The 19,658-nt window shown below is 73.9% G+C and carries 13 protein-coding genes; all 13 read right to left on the reverse strand.

Annotated features, from left to right (window positions below; translation table 11 throughout):
* Positions 1-2 precede the first annotated feature (2 nt).
* The 13 genes from ACIA6C_RS32480 to ACIA6C_RS32540 all read right to left on the reverse strand — a co-directional run bounded on the left by ACIA6C_RS32480 (position 3) and on the right by ACIA6C_RS32540 (position 19,657).
* Positions 3-281: a phosphopantetheine-binding protein gene (locus ACIA6C_RS32480; RefSeq protein WP_399281278.1), complete on the reverse strand. Its 279-nt coding sequence runs from the start codon at positions 279-281 to the stop codon at positions 3-5.
* The gene (locus ACIA6C_RS32485) at positions 274-1,830 is read right to left on the reverse strand and encodes an AMP-binding protein (protein ID WP_399281279.1); all 1,557 of its coding nucleotides are present in this window, start codon (positions 1,828-1,830) and stop codon (positions 274-276) included. The genes ACIA6C_RS32480 and ACIA6C_RS32485 overlap by 8 nt, the downstream gene beginning before the upstream one ends.
* Positions 1,827-5,162 carry an amino acid adenylation domain-containing protein gene (locus tag ACIA6C_RS32490; RefSeq protein WP_399281280.1) on the reverse strand — a complete coding sequence of 1,112 codons (3,336 nt, stop codon included), beginning with the start codon at positions 5,160-5,162 and terminating at the stop codon, positions 1,827-1,829. The genes ACIA6C_RS32485 and ACIA6C_RS32490 overlap by 4 nt, the downstream gene beginning before the upstream one ends.
* Positions 5,159-7,423 (reverse strand): class I tRNA ligase family protein, encoded by a 2,265-nt coding sequence (locus tag ACIA6C_RS32495; protein WP_399281281.1) that lies wholly within the window; start codon positions 7,421-7,423, stop codon positions 5,159-5,161. The genes ACIA6C_RS32490 and ACIA6C_RS32495 overlap by 4 nt, the downstream gene beginning before the upstream one ends.
* The gene (locus ACIA6C_RS32500) at positions 7,420-8,508 is read right to left on the reverse strand and encodes an NAD(P)/FAD-dependent oxidoreductase (protein WP_399281282.1); all 1,089 of its coding nucleotides are present in this window, start codon (positions 8,506-8,508) and stop codon (positions 7,420-7,422) included. Before ACIA6C_RS32500 ends, ACIA6C_RS32495 begins: the two co-directional genes overlap by 4 nt.
* Positions 8,508-9,836 (reverse strand): lysine N(6)-hydroxylase/L-ornithine N(5)-oxygenase family protein, encoded by a 1,329-nt coding sequence (locus tag ACIA6C_RS32505; RefSeq protein ID WP_399281283.1) that lies wholly within the window; start codon positions 9,834-9,836, stop codon positions 8,508-8,510. Before ACIA6C_RS32505 ends, ACIA6C_RS32500 begins: the two co-directional genes overlap by 1 nt.
* Positions 9,837-9,957: 121 nt before the next feature.
* Positions 9,958-11,277, reverse strand: a complete 1,320-nt coding sequence (locus ACIA6C_RS32510; protein WP_399281284.1) for an MFS transporter — start codon at positions 11,275-11,277, stop codon at positions 9,958-9,960.
* Positions 11,267-12,598 (reverse strand): acetyl-CoA carboxylase biotin carboxylase subunit family protein, encoded by a 1,332-nt coding sequence (locus ACIA6C_RS32515; protein WP_399281285.1) that lies wholly within the window; start codon positions 12,596-12,598, stop codon positions 11,267-11,269. The genes ACIA6C_RS32510 and ACIA6C_RS32515 overlap by 11 nt, the downstream gene beginning before the upstream one ends.
* Positions 12,595-13,815, reverse strand: coding sequence for a saccharopine dehydrogenase C-terminal domain-containing protein (locus ACIA6C_RS32520; protein WP_399281286.1), 1,221 nt, complete (start codon positions 13,813-13,815; stop codon positions 12,595-12,597). Before ACIA6C_RS32520 ends, ACIA6C_RS32515 begins: the two co-directional genes overlap by 4 nt.
* The gene (locus tag ACIA6C_RS32525) at positions 13,805-14,866 is read right to left on the reverse strand and encodes a saccharopine dehydrogenase (RefSeq protein ID WP_399281287.1); all 1,062 of its coding nucleotides are present in this window, start codon (positions 14,864-14,866) and stop codon (positions 13,805-13,807) included. Before ACIA6C_RS32525 ends, ACIA6C_RS32520 begins: the two co-directional genes overlap by 11 nt.
* A gap of 115 nt (positions 14,867-14,981) precedes the next feature.
* Positions 14,982-16,127 carry a cytochrome P450 gene (locus tag ACIA6C_RS32530; RefSeq protein ID WP_399281288.1) on the reverse strand — a complete coding sequence of 382 codons (1,146 nt, stop codon included), beginning with the start codon at positions 16,125-16,127 and terminating at the stop codon, positions 14,982-14,984.
* A 33-nt stretch (positions 16,128-16,160) separates the two neighbouring features.
* Complete coding sequence (locus ACIA6C_RS32535) at positions 16,161-17,348, reverse strand: acyl-CoA dehydrogenase family protein (protein WP_366078788.1); 1,188 nt, start codon at positions 17,346-17,348, stop codon at positions 16,161-16,163.
* 17 nt (positions 17,349-17,365) lie between these two features.
* On the reverse strand, positions 17,366-19,657 hold the full coding sequence (locus tag ACIA6C_RS32540; RefSeq protein WP_399281289.1) for an iron-containing redox enzyme family protein: 2,292 nt from the start codon (positions 19,655-19,657) through the stop codon (positions 17,366-17,368).
* Between the last annotated feature and the right edge of the window lies 1 nt (position 19,658).

A 19,658-nucleotide genomic window follows, 5' to 3' on the forward strand; every position in this document is an offset into this window, starting at 1 on the left:
GTTCAGGCTCCGGGGGTCGCGTCGTGGTGGCGGGTGAGGGCGGTGGTGACGTCGCGCAGGGTACGCATGACGGCGAGGTCGTGTTCGGTGAAGTGGGCGAGGTCGACGCCCGTGTCCTCGCACAGCTCGGTGAGGAAGAGGACCTTGTTGAGGGAGGTCAGGCCGTAGGCGGCGGCCAGGTCGGCGTCGGGGTCGAGCGACTCGGCGGCGACCTCGGGGATCAGGACGAGGGAGAGCTGTTCGCGGGCCGCGGACTCGATCGCGGTGAGGGTGTCAGGCATGGATTCCGGCCTCCTGGCTGTGCAGCTGGTGCGCGTAGGCGCTTCGGATTGCGGGGCGTTTGGGTTTGTACTGGGAGGTCAGCAGGCCGTTGGCGATGCTGAACGGCTCGTCGGCGACGATGACCCGGCTGATCCGCTCGTCGGGGGTGCCGGCGGCGTTCGCGGCGGCGAGGGCGGCGGTGACGGCGTCGGTGTCGGCGGGCAGGGCCGCCGGGGAGACGACGGCGACCAGGTCGGTCTGGGTGGGGCTGAACAGCACGCATTCGGCGATCGCCGGATCGGCCTTCATCAGCTCTTCGACGGGCCGCACCACGATCTTCTTGCCGTTGTCGAGGACGATGACGTCGTCGGCGCGGCCGTGGACGAAGAGGAAACCGTCCTCGTCGAGGTGGCCGATGTCGCCGGTGCGGACGGTGCCGTCCGGCATGAAGACCTTCTCCGAGTCGCCGGGGGCGGCGTACTCGTAGTGGTCGCCGACGGGGTGGGCGCTGCGGACGCTGATCACCCCGTCCTCGCCGATCAGCACCTGCTTGCCGCGCACCACCCGGCCGACGCTGCCCTCGCGGTGGGCCCCGGGGTGGTTCTTGGTGACGATGCAGGTCTCGTTGAGGCCGTAGCCCTCGAAGAGCGGCAGCCCGGCCTCTTCGGTGAAGAAGCGGACCGTCGCGGGCGCGGCGGGGGCGGAGCCGGTCCACAGGTAGCGGATGCGGTCGCCGAACAGGGCCTCGGCGACCTGCCGGGTACCGCCCGCGCCGGGTCGTCTGCACCGGGCCTCGATCTGGCGGCGGGCCGTCTCGTAGAAGGCGGGGACGCCCATGACCACGGTGGGGCGGACCCGGCGCAGGGTGGCGAAGGCCGCCTCGTAGGTGGTGAGGGTGACGTCGTGGCCGTGCAGCAGGGCCGAGTAGACCCAGTAGCGCTGCTGGAGCAGGGAGAGGGGGAGGAAGACGAAGAGGTGGTCGTCGGGGCCGTGTCCGAAGATTTCCTGGACGGCTTCCAGGGAGCTTTCGATGCTGCCGGCGGTGGCGCCGAGGCCCTTGGGGACGCCGGTGCTGCCGGAGGTGAACTTGACGGTGGTGACGTCCCGCTCCGTCCAGGTGACCGGGGGCAGGGGTTCCTCGGGTGCGTCGCCCGGTTCGGTCAGGGCCCAGACGTCGGCCGTGCGGAGGGTGCCGGGGAGGCCGGTGGGCTGGTCGGTGCACAGGAGCGTGAGCCCGTAGCGGTCCATGAGCTCCCGGGACGGGGTGAACTTGCCGGGTTCCAGCCCGGCGGTCTGCGCCCCCAGGCGCAGCGCCGCCAGGTCGAGCAGTACCCACTCCAGGCTGTTGGCGGCGAGGACGCCGATCCGCGTGCCCGCTCCGATGCCGAGGGCGCGCAGGTGGTGGGCGAGGCGGCCGGAGCGCTCGTACAGCTCGCTCAGCGCGAGGGAGCGGGTGCCGTCCAGGCGGGCCGCGTGGATGCGGCCGCCGGCCGTGGGGGCGGTAGTGACGAGGCGGTTGAGCGGTGACAGGGCCGCGGGGGCGACGGGGACCGCCGTCGGGGCGCTCACCGGGTCTCACCCCGCTCGGCGAGTACGGCGGCCATGGCGCGGACGGTGTCGATCTCGGCGAACTGGTCGAGGGTGAGGGTGACCCCGAAGCGTTTGCGGGCCGCGGTGAGGATGCGGGCGGCGGCGATGGAGTCACCGCCGAGGGAGGCGAGGGTGTCCAGGGCGCCGATGTCGCCGCGGCGCAGGACGGTGGACCAGATGTCGGCCACCAGCTTCTCCGTGGCGCCGGCGGGGGCCGTGTCGCCGGGGGCGGCGGCCGGTGCGCGGGAGGCGGCCGGCTCCTCGGCGCCGAGCGCCGCCAGCTTCGTACGGTCGACCTTGGCGTTCTTGGTCAGGGGCAGGCTCTCGTGCCAGACCAGCGCCGCGGGCAGCATGTAGTCGGGCAGGTCGGCGCGCAGCGCCCGGCGTACCTCGGCGAGTTCGGGGCGGTGGTCGCCCTCGGCGACGAGGTGGGCGACGAGGGAGCCGCCGCGGGCGGCGACGACGGCCTGGGCGACGGCGCCCAGGGCGGCGAGGCGGGTCTCGACCTCGCCGGCTTCGATCCGGTAGCCGTTGACCTTGATCTGGAAGTCGCAGCGGCCGAGGATCTGGATGTCGCCGTCGGGCAGGTACCGGCCGAGGTCGCCGGTGCGGTAAAGGCGTTCGCCGCGTACCGGGTCCGTGTAGAACCGCTCGGCGGTGCGTTCCTCGTCGCCCCAGTAGCCGCGGGCCAGACCGGTGCCGGCGGCGACGATCTCGCCGGTGACCCAGTCGGGTGCGTCGAGGCCGTCGCGGTCCAGGACGTAGGCGCGGTTGTTGGCGTTGGGGCGGCCGTACGGGATGGACTCGGTGCCGTCCTCGTCCTCGCGGACGGGGTGCAGGATGTTCCAGATGGTGGTCTCGGTGGGGCCGCCGAGGGAGAGCACCTCCAGGCCGGGCATCAGGGTGCGCAGGGCTGCGGGCAGGGCGGGCGGGAGCCGGTCGCCGCTCATCATGACCAGGCGCAGGGCGGGCGGTACGTCGCCGTCGGCGGCGGCCTGGTCGTGCATCAGGCCGACGATGGCGGGGACGGAGTTCCACACGCTGATCCGGTGCGTGCGGCACAGGTCGAGCCAGTGGGCGGGGTCGACGGCCTTGTCCCGGTCGGGCATGACCAGGGCCGCGCCGGCGGAGAGGGCGCCGAAGACGTCCCAGACGGAGAGGTCGAAGTTGAAGGCGCTGATGGCGAAGAAGCGGTCCCGGGGCCCGATCCGGAAACGGGTGTGGCAGTCGGCGACGACGTTGGCGACGTTGCGGTGGGTCACCATGACGCCCTTGGGGGCGCCGGTGGTGCCGGAGGTGTAGAGGACGTACGCGAGGTCATCGGGGTGTGAGCCGGGCAGCCGGGCGGGGACCTCGGCGGGCCCGTCGGGCAGGGCGCCGGGGTCGGTGAGGTCGAGGACGGCGAACTCCCCGGGCGTACACGCCTCCACGGGGCCGCCGTCGCTCAGCACGCACCGCACCCGGCCGTCCCGCAGCATGTACCGCTGGCGGGCGGTGGGCAGGGCGGCGTCGACGGGCAGGTAGGCGGCGCCGGCCAGCACGGCGGCGAGGATGCCGATGATCTGCTCGGGGCCGCGCCGCATGACGAGGGCGACGAGTTCGCCCCGGCCCACGCCGTGGCCGCGCAGCCAGGTCGCGGCGGCGGCGGCCCGGCGCAGCAGTTCGCCGTAGCCGATCTCCCGGTCGGCGGTGAGGATCGCGGGGGCGTCGGGGGTGCGGGCGGCCTGGGCGGCGATGGCGTCGCCGAGCATCTCCTCGGGCAGCGGGGCGGCGGTGTCGTTGGCGGCGCGGCGGCGTTCGCGCTGGGCCGGCGGCAGCAGGTCGAAGCTGTGGCGCTGCCAGGCCGCCTCGTCGGCGAGTTCGCCCAGCAGCGTCCCGTATCCGTGCGCGAGGTCGTCCAGCAGCCCTTCGGGGAAGAGTTCGTCCAGTCCGTCGAGCTGGATGACGGCGGCCCCGTGCTGCTCCATCGCGAACGCGTTCAGCCACACCTGGGGGGTCTGGCTGACCGAGTACACCTCGGGTCCGAACAGTTCCAGCGCGGAGCCGTCGACCTCGCTGCTGACGTGTCCGATGGCGCTGTTGAAGGTGAACGGCATCCGCGCGCCGGCCACTCCGCCGCGGCGGCGGGCCAGTTCCTGCATGACCTCGATGCCGGAGAAGTGGCGGTGGTCGATGTCGGCGTGCAGCCGGCTCTGCAGGGCCCGCGCCCGCTCGGCGAAGGGCAGGGAGCGGTCGACCTCCGCCTCGACCAGGAGGGTGTCGGAGAACTGGCCGACGGCTTCGAAGACCCGGGGGTGGACGGGCGGCCGGTTGGCGACGGTGGTGGTGAGGGTGAACCGCTCCCCCGCGCCCCAGGTGGCCAGGGCCTCCGCGTACGCGGCGAGCAGCAGCGCGGAGGGGGTCAGTCCGGCGGCGGCGGCCCGCTCCTTGACGGCCGTCCACCGCTCGCGTTCGACGCGGACCCGGCGCTGGGTGAAGCGGGAGCGGGCCAGCGCGGCCGGGCTGGTGCGCAGCGGCAGGTCGGGGTGGGGGGCGAGGTCGTCCACCCGCCGCATCCAGTACTCGCGGGAGCGGCGGGCGGGGGCCTTGCCTCGGGCGGCTTCGAGGGCGGCGAGGTAGTCGTCGTAGGCGAACTCGACGGGGGCGCCGCTGCTGTCGGCGGAGTTGCTCTGGTAGGCGCGCCACCAGGCGCGGAAGAACAGGAACATGCTGATCCCGTCCATGACGAGCCCGTCGTGGCCGACGTGGAGGACCATCTTGTCGTCGGCGAGGAGGGTGACGTCGACGCTGAGCAGCGGAGCCCGGTCGGCGGGCAGCACCTGGTGGGAGCGCTGCTCGCGCAGTTCGGCGCGGAGCGCCTCCTGCTGCTGCGGGGTGCGGTCGCGCAGGTCGAGGCGGCCGATGGGCAGGTGGCCGTGGTGTCCGTACTCGGTGACCTGGCGGTCGTCGGCGAGGAAGCGGGAGCGCAGGGCGCTGTGCGCGCCGATGACGGTGTCGAGGGCGGTTTGCAACCGGTCGATGTCCCAGACGCCCTCGATCTCGTGGAAGACGTGGCTGGCCACGTCGCCGATCTCGAAGACGCCGCTCCGGCCGATGTAGTAGCTGCGCTGGAGGGGGGTGAGGGGGAAGCCGGGGCCGTGCTCGGCTTCCCGGGCGAGGTGGGCGACGAGTTCGGGTTTGGCGGCCTTGACGCGGGTGATGAAGTCGGCGTCCATCCGGTCGCGGTTGCCTTGCAGGCGCAGATCGCCGTCGGCGAGGGCGACGGACAGGCCGCGTTCGGCTATCTCGCGCAGGATCAGTCGGTGGTTCATCGGGGCTCTCCCTCGGTGAGGGCGGCGACGGCGCTGTCGTCGGCGCGCTCGGCGATGACGGCGGCGAGTTCGTCGAGGGTGCCGCCGTGCAGCAGTTCGTCCATGGACAGGTCCACGTCGAGGGCGTCGAGGATCTGGTACTGGACGGTGACGGCCTGGAGGGAGCCGGCGGCCAGCTGGGTCAGGGTGCGGCCGGCGATCTGTTCGTCCTCCTCCAGGCGCAGGGCGGTGCGGACGATGCCGGTCAGCCACGGGGTGAGGGCGCTTTGGCCGGAGTGGGCGCCGGCGGGCCGGAAGAACACGGCGTCGGCGAGGGCGACGGCGGTGCCGGGCGCAAGGAGTTCGACGGTACGGGGCCACGTGCGCGGGGCTTCGAGGCCGAGAGCGGCGGCCAGCTTGTCGGCGAACCGGGGCATGACGGGGGCGGCGGCGTGCGCGAGGAGGCGGGCGGCGGCCAGTTCGAGGGCGATGGCGGTGCGGTTCTCGTCCGCCCAGGCTTCGGTGTCGGCGAGGAGGCCTTCGCCGCGGGTGAAGCGGACGGTGTCGCGGACGATGCCGTCGAGTTCGGCGGCGGCCTGGTTGAGGGAGAACGCGTCGTTGCCCAGCGCGCCGGTGACGGCGGCGAGGCGGGTGCCGAGCCGGGCGAGGAACGCGGAGTGTTCGGGTGTCCAGTTACCGGCGTCGGGGGCGCGGCCGCCGTGGTGCTTGGCGACGCGGGCGCCGAGGTCGTTCAGCCACTGCTGCCAGGTGCCGATGAGGGTCTCGTCGAGGGTGGCCTCGTAGGCGGCGCGCCGGAAGTCGGTGCGCAGGCCTTCGGGGCGGGTGGAGGCGAGGAAGTAGCGGACCGAGTCGACCGTGTCGGGGCTCAGGATCTCCTTGCCCCAGATGGCGTGCCGCCGGCTGGTGGAGAACTTGCTGCCCTCCAGAAGGTAGAACTCGTTGACGTGGTAGTCGATGTCCGGGGTCCAGCCGGGGAAGGCCAGCCGGTACAGCACGGGGTAGAGGACCGCGTGGTAGAAGCTGTTGTCGTAGCCGAAGAAGTGGACGATCTTCCAGTCCTGGGCGGGGTCGGCGGCCCGCCAGTCGCGGCCGAGGCGGGCGCCGAGCGACTGGATGCCGTGCAGGAAGCCGTAGCTCATCTCCGGCCACACCCAGATGACCTGGCCTTCGGTGGCGTTCTCCTGCGGTTCGACGCCCCAGCCGGAGGGGTGGGTGACGGGGATGTCGAGGGCGGGGCGCCGGAAGAGCCGGTCGGCGAGTTCGCGCAGCCGGGCGGGGACCCGGCCGAGCCGGTGGTGTGCGCGCACCTCGTCGGCGAAGGCGTGCAGCGGGAGGGTCCAGCGGGCGGCGGAGGCGCGGCGGGGGGCCTCGGTGGAGGCGGCGGAGACGGGGTCGGTGAGGTCGGCGACGGTGTTGGGTTCGCCGCACTCCTCGCAGATGTTGCCGGAGGTGGTGGTGCCGCAGCCGGGGCAGCCGCCCTTGACGTCGACTTCGTAGAGGTACTGGCCGCTTTCGGCGTCGTAGAGGGCGTCGTGGGAGGTGACGGCGATCTGGCCGGAGTCCACGACGCGGCTGAAGAAGTCCTGGAGGCCTTCGCGGTAGGCGGGGTCCTGGTCGGTGACCGTGTACTGGTCGAGCGGGATGTCCATCAGCCGCAGCGTCTCGGCGATCTCGGCGCTGTAGTGCGCGGCGGTCTCAGCGGGGGTGCGGCCGTCCTTGCGGGCGGCCCCGACGACGTAGCTCTGGTAGTCGTCGCTGCCGGTGAGGTGGTAGGCCTCGGCGCCGGTCATGCGCTGGAAGCGGGTGAAGGCGTCGGCGCCCAGGTAGGGGCCGGAGAGGTGGCCCAGGTGCAGGTCCCCGTTGGGGGTGGGCGGGGTGGAGAAGACGAAGACCGGGCGGTCGCCGAAGCTCTTGCGGGCCGGGTTCGCGGCGGAGGCCAGGGCCCGCTCGCCGTCGCGCCAGTACTGGGTGAAGAAGACCAGGTCGCCTTCCCCGGTGTTGGCCAGGACGTGCGTTTCGAAGGGTTCGAAGAGGACGACGGTACCCGGTTCGGCGGGGTGGCGCTCGCCGCTGTCGAGGACGAACTCGCCGCTGCCGCGGACGATGACGAACAGCTCGGTCTCGTCGTGCTGGTGGCGGTCGGCGGCGCGGCCCGGCGCCACCCGGCCCCAGCCCGCGCCGGTGCCGAGGCCGTCGACGCCGCTCATGTCGATGCCGAAGGCCCGTTCCAGGGCGTCGGCGTCATAGCTGGCGATGATCATGTCGTGGCCTTCCGGGGTGAGACGGGCAGGGAGAGCAGGTCGGCGGTGCGGGCGGCGAGCGCGGGGGCGAGGCGGTAGCCGGAGCCGCCGGCGGCACCCGCGAAGACGGTCCGGCCGTCTTCGGTGAGCGGGGTGACCAGCGGGTGGCCGTCCGGGCCGTACGCGTCGCAGAAGACGCGGCCCGAGTGGCAGCGGTCGGCGAGCCGCGGGGCGTAGCGGGTGAGCAGGGCGCGGGCTTCGTCGAGGTGGCCGGCGGTGGGGGCCGGGTCGATGTGGGCGGGGTCGACGTCCCATTCGCGGCAGGTGTAGCTGAACAGCCAGTGGCCGCGGTGGTGGAAGGGCAGCAGGAACGCGTCCTCGTCCTGGAAGACGATCGCCCCGTCGCCGGGCTCCGGGGGGACGTCGACGTGCAGGGCGACGATCTTCTTGACGCGGGCGCCGAGCGGGGCGACGAGCTCGCGCCAGGCGGGTTCGGCGAGCCAGGGTCCGGGGGCGAGGACGACGCGGCCGGCGGTGAGGCTCGCGCCGCCGGTCAGGGTGAGGCGGACGCCGTCCGGGCCGGCGTCGAGGGCGGTGACGGCGACGCCTTCGCGGAAGAGGAGGCGGGGGCGCAGTTCGGCGGCGAGCTGCTCGGTGAGGGCGTGGACGTCCGCGTACTGGCAGCCGTCCCCCTGCCAGGCACCGGATCCGGCGGGCAGCTCCGGGACGGAGGGCGGCAGTTCGGTGGTCCGGCGGAGCTTCGCCCCGGGGAGGTAGACCTCGCGCAGCCGCTCCTCGGCGGACTCGGGGGCGAGGACGGTCATGGGCAGCGGGTGGACGGGCAGGTCGGGGCGCTGGGTGTGGAGGTCGGCGTAGAAGCTTTCGCTCTCCGCGGCCAGGCTGCGTACGGTCTCGGTGGCGCCGCGGGGGAAGTGCAGTCCGGCGGAGCGGCGGGTGGCGCCGGAGCCGATCATGTCGCGGTCGAGGGCGGTGACGGTGGCGGCCGGGTCGCGGGCGAGGACCTCGCGGGCGACGAGGACGCCGAGTATCCCCGCGCCGACGACCGCGACGTCGCTGCGGGCCCCGGCGGGGGCGGCGGTGCCCATCAGGCGCTCCACCGTTCCTGCGGCGCGGGCTTGGTGGACCACTCGATGAAGGAGGCGAGCTGTTCGTCGCCGCGCACGCCGCTGATCCGGTCGGCGATGCGCCGGCTGCGCCAGGCGTTGAGGCTGAGGTTGGGGTCGGCGAGGCCGCGCTGGCCGCGCACGCCGTTCTGGACGAAGATCCGGCGGTCCTCGGGGCCGTCCCAGCGCACGGCGTAGTCCTCGTCGACGCGCAGTTCGTTGCCCTCGCGCTCCAGGCGGTCGGCCACGGGGGCGAGGAAGTCCATGGCGGCGGGCCGGTAGCCGGTGGCCCACACGACGACGTCGGCGTCGAACTTCTCCACCGGTTCGGGTTCTCCGGTGTGGCGGGCGCTGACCTCCCAGCCCGTGACGGGGGCGGGGCTGACGTCGAACACCTCCCGGCCGGGGTGGAGGGCGACGAGGTCCTCGTTCCCCTCCACGAAGCGGTGGACGTAGATGCCCTGGTAGATCTCGCGCAGGGTGGATTCCGAAATGCCGTCGCTGGTCAGGATGTTGCGGGCGTTCAGCGACTGGCGGCGCTCGCGGGGCAGTGCGTAGAAGTAGTCGGCGTGGCTCGGCATGTAGTAGTCGTTGGTGAACGGCGAGTCGTCGATCGGGAAGTAGTTCTGCCGGCGGGAGATCCAGGAGACCCGGCGGGGCAGTTGCCGGCCGGAGCGGGAGATCAGGTCGAGGAACGCCTCGGCGCCGGACTGGCCGCCGCCGATGACGACGACGCGCTTGCCTCCGAGGTCGTGGGCGGCGTTCAGGTAGTCGGCGACGTGGAACTGGGTGGGGCCGAGCCGGCCGGCGCCCTGCGGCGGGACCCAGGGGCGGCTGCCGACGCCGACCACGACGTTGTCGGCGGTGACGGTGCGGCGGTCGGTGTGGACGGTGTAAGTGCCGCGCCGGTCGTCGAAGCCGACTTCCCGGACGTCCTCGCCGAAGGTGATGTTCTCGTTGCGGCGGCTGGCCCAGGCCAGGTAGTTGCGGAACTCCAGCCGGGGCACGTCGTCGAACTGGGCGTTGAGGAAGTGGTAGACCCGGCCCTTCTCGTGCAGGTAGGAGAGGAAGGAGAAGGGACTGGAGGGGTCGGCGAGGCTCACCAGGTCCTTGAACTGGGACACCTGGAGGGTGGTGCCGGGTATCTGCTGGCCGTCGTGCCAGCTGAAGGATTCCTTGCGGTCGAGGAAGAGATTGGGTATGTCCGGCCTGCAGTGCAGCAGTGACGCCAGACTGAGGTTGGCCGGGCCCACGCCCACTCCCACGCAGCGGAAGTGCGTGGTACCGGGCGGGAAGCTCTCGTGCGCCATGGTCGAAACCTCTCGTTCGAAAGCGTTCGGAAGCGTTCGGAAGCGTCGGGAAGCGGTAAGGGCCCGGGAAGCCGGGGGAGGCCTTGGGGCTCCTCCGGACGCCTTGGGACATCGGAGACGGTCAGGCGGTCCGGCTCCGGCGGTCGCGTACGGCGACGAGGCCGCAGGCGGTGGCGAGCAGGGAGCAGGCGCCGACCAGCGGCCACACGAGGGAGCCGAACCGGAGGAACAGCCAGGTGCCGGCCATCGGCCCGAGGGCGGAGCCCAGGCCGAACATGAACTGGAAGCTGCCGATGTAGCGCGAGCGCAGGGGCTCGGGGCCCGCGCTCGCCGGGTAGGCGAAGACGGCGGGGCCGCCGAGGATCTCGCCCAGCGACCAGACGAGCGTGCCGATGACGACGGCGGCCGGGCCGATGGGCAGTCCGTAGCAGGCGACTCCGGCGCCGACGAGGGCGAAGCCGAGACCGATCGTGATCTTGAGCGGCCAGCGCTGGGAGACCTTGGTGACGAGCAGCTCGAAGGCGATGACGATGAGGCCGTTGAGCGCGACGGCGAAGGTGTACCAGAAGAGCGCCATCCGGGCGTCCTTCATGTACAGCGGCAGGGTGGACAGGTACTGCGTGTAGACGGCGGCGTGGCAGAAGGCGGCGGTCAGGTAGAGCAGGTAGCGGCGGTCGCGCAGGACGGCCGCGTAGCCGCCGCGGGCGCCGGTGGTGGCGGGGGGAGCGGCCGCCGGGTGCTGGGCGGCCCTGGCGGGGAGGGTGGCGCGGGCGACGAGGGCGTAGGCGAGCGCGATGACGGCCTCGCCCCAGAAGAGGAGGGTGTACGAGTGTCCGCCCGCGTTGTAGAGCGCGTAGCCGAGCAGCGGGGCGGCGGTCGCGCCGACGTTGAGGCCGAAGCGGTACATCGCGAAGATCATGATCTGGCGGTCGCCGTCGGTCTGGTCGGCCAGCAGGGTGGCCGAGGCCGGCCGGAACAGCTGGGCGCCCAGGCTGACCAGGGCGATCGCGCACAGCAGCAGGGTGAAGTCGGGCAGGTAGAGCAGGGCGGCGGTCAGCACGGCCGTACTGCTCATGGACACGACGGTGGCGTGGCGGATGCCGAGCCGGTCGGCGAGGGTGCCGCCGACGAGGGAGCCGGCGACGGCGCCCGCCCCGTAGACGCCGAGGGCGATGACGGTGCGGGCCTCGGAGTGGCCGGTGTCGGTGAGGAAGAGGACGAGGAAGAGCTGTAGGAAGCCGCTGAGCCGGTTGACGAGCACCCCGGCCAGTACGGTTTTCACGGCGGGGGTGGACTCCTTGAAGGTGGCCCACACGGCGGCCCGTTCGGCGGGCTCCGCGGCGGCCGGTCGTGCCTGCGGTTCCGCCGCCGCGGCCGTCTCGGCGGCCGCCTCGTCGGCCGTCTCGTCGGCCGTCTCGGCGGCTCTGATGTCAGTGCTCACCGTCGGCCTCCGGGTCGGTGGTGACCGTGACGGCGCCGCGGACGCGCCGCTCCAGCTCGTCCAGGTCCTGCGGGGTGGGTGCGTCGATCAGGAAGGTCACCGCCCGGTCGTCGGAGCTGGCGAGCGGCCCCAGCCGCGCCCCGGCCTCCTTGAGGACGAACAGGGCGCGCAGGGTGGCCGGGTCGTCCTCCGCGCCGGGTGCCAGTTCGGGCCACATGCCGGACTCGCCCACCCACAGGGGCCGCACCTGCGGCCAGTCGAGGGTGACGTCGGCGAGCGGGCCCGTGCCGTGCTCCAGGTACACCTGGCGGGCGAAACGGGCCGGGGCCGGGTAGGAAGCGGGTTCACCGAGCGCGATCCGGATGATCTGCGGCTCCATCGGCTGCCCGGTGGCGAGGTGGTAGAGGGCGAGCAGGCCGTCGCCGGGGGTGCGGGCGGCGACCTCCATCAGGTAGGGGCGGCCGTCGTCGCCGGTGCGCCACTCGGCGTGGGCGATGCCGTCGCGGAAGCCCAGCGTTTCGAGCATCCGGCGGTTGGCGTCGAGCAGGGCCGCGTCCGCCTCGGCACGGGCGTTGGGCACGGAATGGGCGAGTTCCACGAAGGTCTGCGCCCCGGACTCGGTGGTCTCCTTGCGGGTCACCGAGGTGAAGACGGGCAGGCCGTGCTGGACCAGGGACTCCACGGAGTACTCCTGGCCGGCGACCTTCTGCTCGATCAGCACCGTCTCGTGGGCCGGGTAGGACGTCAGCAGCTCGCGCAGCGCCGCCTCGTCCCCGACGGCCACCACCCCGGAACTGGAGTGGCGGGTGGCCGGTTTGACGACGACCGGGTACCCGAGGGCCGCCAGGTCGGCGTCCTCCCGGCCGCCGGGCGGGACCACCAGGGAGGCCGGGCTGTACTCCTCCAGGTACCAGCGCTGGAGGTACTTGCTGCGGCAGACCCGGGTGGCGCGCAGCCCGGGGCCCGGCAGGCCGAGCGCGTCGCACAGCAGCCCGGTCTGCTCGACCAGGGTCTCGCCGACCGCGTAGGCGCCGCGCACGGTGTAGCGGCCGCGCCAGCGGCGGGCCTGGGCGACGAACCCGGGGGTGTACGAGCCCTCCTGGTCGAGGGAGCCGTCGACGTACGCGATGTCGTCGATGAGGTGCGCCGGGTGCTCGGGGTCCTTGCGTGCCTTCTCGGCGGCGTCCCGGTTGCGCTCGTCGGTGATGAGCAGGATCCGCAGGTTCCGGGCGGCGAGTTCCTCCAGGTAGCGGGGGTTGCGGCAGACGACGCGGAAGGCGCCGGTGAGGACGAAGGCTTCGGGCGGGCAGGCGTGGGTCATGCCGTGGCTCCTGACGGGGTGGTGGAGGGCGAGGCGGCCGGGGCGGGGCTCTCCTCGTAGGTGCCGGCCAGGCCCCGGGCGGCGAGGAAGGAGAGCCAGCGGCCGGTCTCCCCGGGCGTTTCGGCGGCCCGGCCCAGGCCGGCGGGCAGGGCGCCGGCCAGGATGCGGGTCACTCCGTAGGCGACGGGCAGGGAGACGCAGCGGGCCATCGCGGACTCGGCCGCGTCCCCGGTGACGTCGAGGAGGTGGGAGCCGCGCCAGTGGGCGCCGTCGGCGGTGCGCAGTTCCAGGGCGACGGAGAGGACGACGCGGTCGCGGTCGTCGGCCGTGGTGGGGTGGCGGGCGGCGAGTTCGGCGGCCAGGGCGCGCACGGCGGCGGGGTCCCCGCCGGCGACGGTGTCGAAGACCTCCTTCCAGGCGGTGCGCCAGCCCGCGTTGCGCAGGGTGCCGCGGACGAAGGTGTCGAGCGTCCAGTGGGCGGGGATGCCGTACTGGGCGACGAAGGGGAGGCTGTCGCGGTTGGGGTAGACCTCGAAGTCCTCCCCGGCGAGCGTCCGGGTGCGGGTGGCCTCCCAGGGGCGGGGGACGGTCACCTCGGCGCCGGCCTCGATGTGCCGGGCCGGGGAGCCGAGGGCGGCGAGCACCCCGTACGGGGCCCAGCTGAAGCGGTAGCGGAAGGCGTTGGGGACCGCCGGGACACCGCCGCAGTAGGAGGTGAACCGGGCGGTCGCGGGTATCTCCCCGAGGGCCCGGCGGGCCCGGGCGACCAGGTCGTGGGCCATCAGGTGGTCGATGCCGGGGTCGAGTCCGGCCTCGGTGAGGACGACCGTACGGGCCTCCTCGCCGGCTTCGGCGGCCAGTTCGGCGAGCTCCGGCGAGACGTAGCTGGTGCAGGCGAAGTGGGCGCCGCGTTCGGTGGCCAGGCGCAGCAGCGGGGCGTGTTCGGCGGCCGGGAGCATGGAGACGATGACGTCGCCCGGGCCCGCCTCGGCCGCGAGGGCGGCCGGGGCGGAGGGGGTGAGGGCGCGCACTTCGGCGCGGCCGGTGAGACCGAGCGCGGCCAGCCGGGCGGCGGCGCGCTCGGCGGTGCGGTCCCACAGGACGACGCGGGGGGCGCTCTCGCAGACGAGGGAGAGTCCGGAGCGTCCGGTGGACAGGCCGGTGCCTATCCAGTGGACGGTGCCGGAGGCGGGTATGGCGGGCCGGTCAGCGGACATGGCGGGTCTCCTGGGCCTGGACGGCCGTCTCGAAGGTGTGCAGGGCGCGGGGCCAGACGCCGTCCCACTGGGCCAGGCGCAGCAGGTGCGGGGCGAGTTCGGCGGAGAAGGCGGTGCTGGCCTCGACGGGCAGGAGGGAGGGCAGGTTGTCGATCGCGATGAGGTCGAGGCGGGGGGTGTCGGGGCACAGGGTGCGGACGGGCTCGTCCCAGGTGGTGGTCTCGTCGTAGACGGGCAGCACGTTGCACTCGGAGGTGACGTCGCAGGTGACGTCGCAGACGAGGGTCAGGCGCCGGGCGGTGTCGTCGAGGTCGGCCTTGGTGAGGAACGGCGGAACGGGGTCGGTGGTGAGGACGGTGTTGACGAGGAGGTCGTGGCCGAGGAGCGCGGCGCGGTCGAGGTCGCGGGTCTCGGCCACGTCCCAGCGGGTGGGGGTGAGGCCGGCCGTGGTCAGGGCGTCGCAGGCGCCGCGGCCGCTGCGGCCGAGGGCGCCGATGACCAGGGCGGTGCTCGCGTCCTCGGCCTCGGTGGCTTCGAGGAGGGCGTCCAGGGCGGGCCGGTCCGTGGGGCGCAGCGGGGTGGTCAGCTGGCCCCGGCGGTGCAGGACGGCGAGGGCCGCGCCGACGTAGCCGGCCCAGTAGCCGAAGGCGGCGACGCGGCGGCCGCGGTCGTCGGTGAGGTACTCCATGTCGAGGAGGGCGCCGCCGCCGGCGGTGAAGCGGGAGAGCAGGGCGGCCGCGCCGGCCTGGCCCTTGTAGGCGTGGCCGAAGTAGACGTGCCGGTGGCGCAGGGGGGTGCGGTCGTCGGGGAGTTCCTTGAGGCCGAGGACGTAGGCGTCGTCGGGGGCCAGTTCGTGCCAGGAGTCGGTGGGGGCGCTCTCGCAGCCGGCGGCGATGTAGTCGGCGAGGGAGAAGACGCGCTGGTCGCAGGCTTCGACGGTGATGTGCAGGCCTTGGGCGACGAGGTGCGCGGCGTCGTCGGGGGTGAGGGGCGCGCGGCGTTCGGTGGGGCGGGACTCGTGCCGCATCCAGAGGTGAATGCTGTCCGACATCTTACGATTTGTCCTATCGGGAGGCATGGGGGTGGGCGGCCCCCGGCCATCGCTCTGTGCCGGGGGTGCGCCGTGAGGGGGGTGCGACGGGCTCACACCTGGTGGTGGCCCGGGTTCAGATCAGCGGGATGCGGGCGTTCGCCAGGGGGCGGTAGGCCGGGTTCGAAGGGAAGGTGGACGGGGAAAAGCCTGCCGCGAGGAGTTCGGTGACGACGGCGGTGGCGATAGCCACGGCGAGCGTTTCGCCCGGGCAGCGGTGGGCCGATGCGCCGAAGGTGAAGACCGCCGGATTCACCCGGCCGGGGTGCAGCACGTGGGGGTCCGGGTTGACGGCGGGGTCCCGGTTGGCGGCGGCGAGGACGACCAGCACCTGCTGGCCGGGCTCGAGCTCGGACTCGGCGTGGACGAAGGGACCGGCCGCGAAGCGACGGGTGTTCTGGATCGGGGCGTCGTGGCGGACCACTTCGCGGACCAGCGCCTCGACGCCGGCGGGGGCCGCGGGGGCGACCGGGGCCGCTCCCCGGGCGAGGGCGACCAGCGTGTTGCCGATCAGGCCGGCGGTGGCGTCGTAGGTCTGCGACAGGAACCCGACGGCGTTGGACAGCAGCGGCGCCACGTGCGGCCAGGACGCCCGGTCGGCGGCGCGGACCAGCTCGGCGAGGAGGCCCTCGCCCCGGGCCGTCAGGCCGGGTCCCAGCAGCTCGCGCAGCCGGACCGCCGCGGTGGCCGCCGCCTGCTGCTGCGCGGGGGTCGCGGTGGCGGGGATGCACTGGACGAAGTCGCCGATGGCCCGGGCCGCCTCCCGCCCGGCGCCGTCCGTCAGGCCGCTGAGCGAGGCCACGACGCGGGCGGGGACGGCGAACATCAGCTCCTCGTAGGGGACGGCGCCGCCCGCCGCGAGGGCCTCCCGGCTGAACTCCCCGGCCAGGCGGGCCGCGCGGGTGGTGTCCGCGCGGGCCAGGGCGTCGGCCACCACCGTCTTGAGCCGGGCCTGCGTGCCGCCGTCGGTCATGCGCACCAGGTCGCCGAAGACCTCGCCCGCCGCCGTCCCGCCGATCCCGGCCGGGACCGGCTCGGCCGGCGGCCGCACCCGCAGCGCGTCGCTGCCCAGCACCGCGCGTACGGCGGCCGCGTCGGCGGCGACCCAGGCCCCGAGCGCCTCGTCATAGGCGAAGGGGCGCTCGGCCACCAGGCCCGCGTAGAAGGGATAGGGGTCCGGGAGGCGGACCGCCTCGACGGGTGTGGTGGTGGTGCTGGTCACGTCCTGCTCCTTGCCGGGGGTGAACACGTACGGTCACGCTGCCGCGCGCTCGGCGCGGCGCATGTCGAGCGAGCCCGCTATGGCCATCCGCAGCACCTCCGAGGCGCCCTCGTAGATGCGCAGCGACCGGACCTGCCGGTACAGCCGCTCGGTGACGCCGCCCTGGACGATGCCGGCCGCGCCGAGCAGCTGCACGGCGGAGTCCACCACGCCCTGGGCCGTCTCGGTGGCGTGGACCTTGGCGATGTTGGAGTGCCGGGCGAAGCGGCGGCTGCCCCGGTCGGTCTCCCAGGCGGCGCGCGCCACCAGCAGGGAGGCCGCGCCCAGTTGCACCTCCATGTCGGCCAGGGAGGCCTTGACGAGCTGGAGGTCGAACAGGGTCTGCCCGTAGGCCTCCCGCTGCCTCGTGTGCGCAAGGGCGGTGTCGAAGGCGCGGCGGGCGAAGCCGAGGGCGGCCGCGCCGACGGTGGTGCGGAAGCGTTCCAGCAGGTCCACGGCGACCACGAACCCCCGTCCGGGCCGGCCCAGTACCGCGTCGGCGGGCACCCGGCAGTCCTCGAAGGCGAGGTGGGCGAAGGAGCGCGGGGCGATCGCGTCGATCCGTTCGGCCCGCAGGCCCGGGGTCGCGGCCGGTACGAGGAAGGCCGTGAGCCCGAGCGCTCCGGGTCCCGGGCCGGTGCGGGCGATGACGACGAACAGGTCGGCGATGGTGCCGTTGGCGATCCAGGCCTTGCGCCCGTTCAGGACGTACGAACCGTCCGCCGCGTCCCGTTCGGCCTCCAGGCCCACGGAGGCCACGTCGGAGCCGGCCTCCCGTTCGGAGACGGCGAAGGCGCCGATCGTCTCTCCCGCGGCCATCCCGGGCAGGTGGCGGCGCTGCTGTGCCTCGCTGCCGAAGCGCAGCAGGGGCGTGGCGGCCAGCGCCTGGATGGAGTACGCGAAATCGGCGAGGTCCTCGGCGTAGGCGAGTGCCTCGCGGCGCAGGCACAGGGCGCGCAGGTCCTCGGCGGCGCCCGCCGCGGGGTCGAGCGGTGCCAGCCAGCCCGCGTCGCCGAGGGCGCGCACCAGCCTGCGGCCGGCGGCGTCGGGGTCCAGGGCACGGACCTCCTCCCACAGGACGCGGTTGCTGTCGCACCAGGTCCCGGCGGTCTCGGCGAGCCGGCGGTGGCCGTCGTCGTAGAAGGGGAGGTCGAGGACCTCGGGGTCGAAACTCGTCGTCAGTTCCACGGCGGGGCTCCTCAGATGACCAGGTCGGAGGCGGCCGGGGCGGTGGGGACGGGACCGGCCTGCGCCGAGCGCACCCGCTTGACCAGGGCGTGTTCGACGAAGTAGGCGAAGGAGGCGTAGCCGCGCCAGATGCGGCGCCATTCGCGCTGGACGGCCTCCCCGCCGGAGGCCCGGCGGACGTCGTCCAGGTAGGCGACGACGATCTCCGCCGACTGGCGGGCGTGGCCCGCGGAGAAGTTGTCGATCGACAGGTGCGCTTCCTCGTAGGAGATGTCGAAGCCGTGGCTGCGCAGCTTCTGGATCTCGTGCAGGCGCGTCGCGCCGAGGCCGAACATCTCGATGCCCAGGTTGTAGCCGAGGATCTCGTTGTAAAGGGTGTCGGGGAAGAGCGACAGGCAGACCTGGTGCACGGAGAAGCCGTACAGGTGGTCGGGGAGGTCGCCCTGGTCGAGGAAGGCCTCCTGGCGGATGTGCGGGAGGTCCATGTCCATGCTGGCGAGGACCTTGTGGATGATCGTGATGTGGTTCTTCGCCATGTCGCCGCGGCCCATCTCGTCGGCGTAGATGGAGAAGAGCATGTCGTCGCTGCGCCGGGCGCGGCGGCCGAGGTTGGCGATGCGGTGGGCCCAGGTGCCGTCGATGAGGCTGCCGAGGGCGTACGTCGACTGTTCGAAGACGACCTGGTCGCGGTCCGGGATCTCGGTCAGCGGCTCGTACGGGTTAACGAGCTTGTCCCAGTAGATCCGCTCGACGCGTTCCAGCAGGGCTTCGGGCGTGTAGTCGAAGTACTCGGCGTCGGTCAGCAGGCCGCCGGCGCCGTGGGTGAAGAGCAGTTCGGCGTCGCTGAGGCCGGCCTCGGCGCGGGCCCGGGCGAGGGGCAGGACGTTGGGGTAGCGCTCGAAGTTGACGAGCCGGTGGAAGAAGGTGCGCTCGTCCGGCGCGGGATCGGGCTCGCGCGGCACCAGTTCGGCGGGGCGGGCGGCGGTGAGACGGGCGGTCCAGGCGCGGGCGGCGTCGTCGCCGGCGGTGGCGGGGCCGCTGGGGGGTCCGGCGGGCTCCCCGGCGGCGATGGAGCGGGTCCAGGCGGTGAAGACGGCCGCCTCGCGCTCGTCGAAGATGCCGAACATGGGGCCGCCGAACTTGATGGACTTGAGGAAGCGGCAGGGGCCGCCGTCGCGGGCGGGCCGGACCTGGCGGGAGGTGCGGAACTCGGCGACGAAGGCGGCCGCGTCGAGGTGTTCGTCGTCCAGCCAGTCGGTGAGCTTGCGGGTGCCCAGGCGTACGGCGCGGTGCTGGCGGCCGGCGTGCGGGGCGTGCCGGGCGACGATCGCGGCGACCTGGTCGTCCAGGGACAGGCCCTCCTGCCGGCGGGCCAGTTCGGTCAGGGCCGCGGTGTGTTCGCGCTCCATGCGGACGAGGAGGCGTACGGCCGCCAGGGCGCGGCGGCGGTCCTCGGGCCCGGTCGGGGACTGCGCGGTGGAGGCGAGGTACTCGGCCAGCAGGGGCCGTACGTCGCTCTCCGCGAGCATCGGCTCTCCGCCGAGCAGGAGTTCGTCGAGGCCGAGGGCGTGGGCGGCGTAGTGGACGCCGACCACCTCGGGGAGGAAGGCTGCGGGCAGGCGGGAGAGGGCCACGCGGAACGCGGCGTGCAGGGCGGTGAGCGGGCGGGCCCCGGCGTCGCGCAGGAACCCGGCGGCCTCCACCTCGGGGAGGTACACGCCCTGCCCGGCCAGGGCGCGGCGGCGGCGGGCGGGCTGGCCGGCCTCGGCGGTGCCCTCGCCCTGGAGCAGCCAGTGCTGGCCGAAGAGGCGGCCGACGATCTCGGCGGGCTGCGTGGCGGCCTGGGAGACGGTGTCCAGCCAGCAGGCGCCGGTGAGGGCGAGGGGGGCGCGCTGGCGCAGGACGGCGGCGCGGATGCCGGGGTCGTCGTGCTCGCGCAGGGGGGCGAGGGCGGCGGCGAGTTCGGCGCGGGCGGCCAGGACGTGGGTGGCGACGGCGTCGGCGTCGGCGGCTTCGGCGTCACCGGCGGCCTCGGCGTCACCGCGGCCGACTTCGCCCTGCTCCGTCGTCAGGAACGCGGTCAGGACCATCCGGGCCGCGATGAGAGCGCTCTCGCTCTCCTGGTCGGCCAGCAGGCGGGCGAAGAGCTCCGCGGGCGCGGCGGCGGTGATCCGTTCGGCCTCGGCGAGGGCGGCGGGGCTCGCCTCGACGGGCCCGGCGGGCAGCGAGGTCGTGAGGTCGGGCAGCGGGAACGCGGGGGCGGGGCGGGTGCGGGCGCTGTCGTAGGAGGGAGCGGTGGTCATC

Source organism: Streptomyces sp. NPDC051578, assembly GCF_044454045.1.
In the GTDB taxonomy this organism is placed as follows: Bacteria; Actinomycetota; Actinomycetes; order Streptomycetales; family Streptomycetaceae; genus Streptomyces.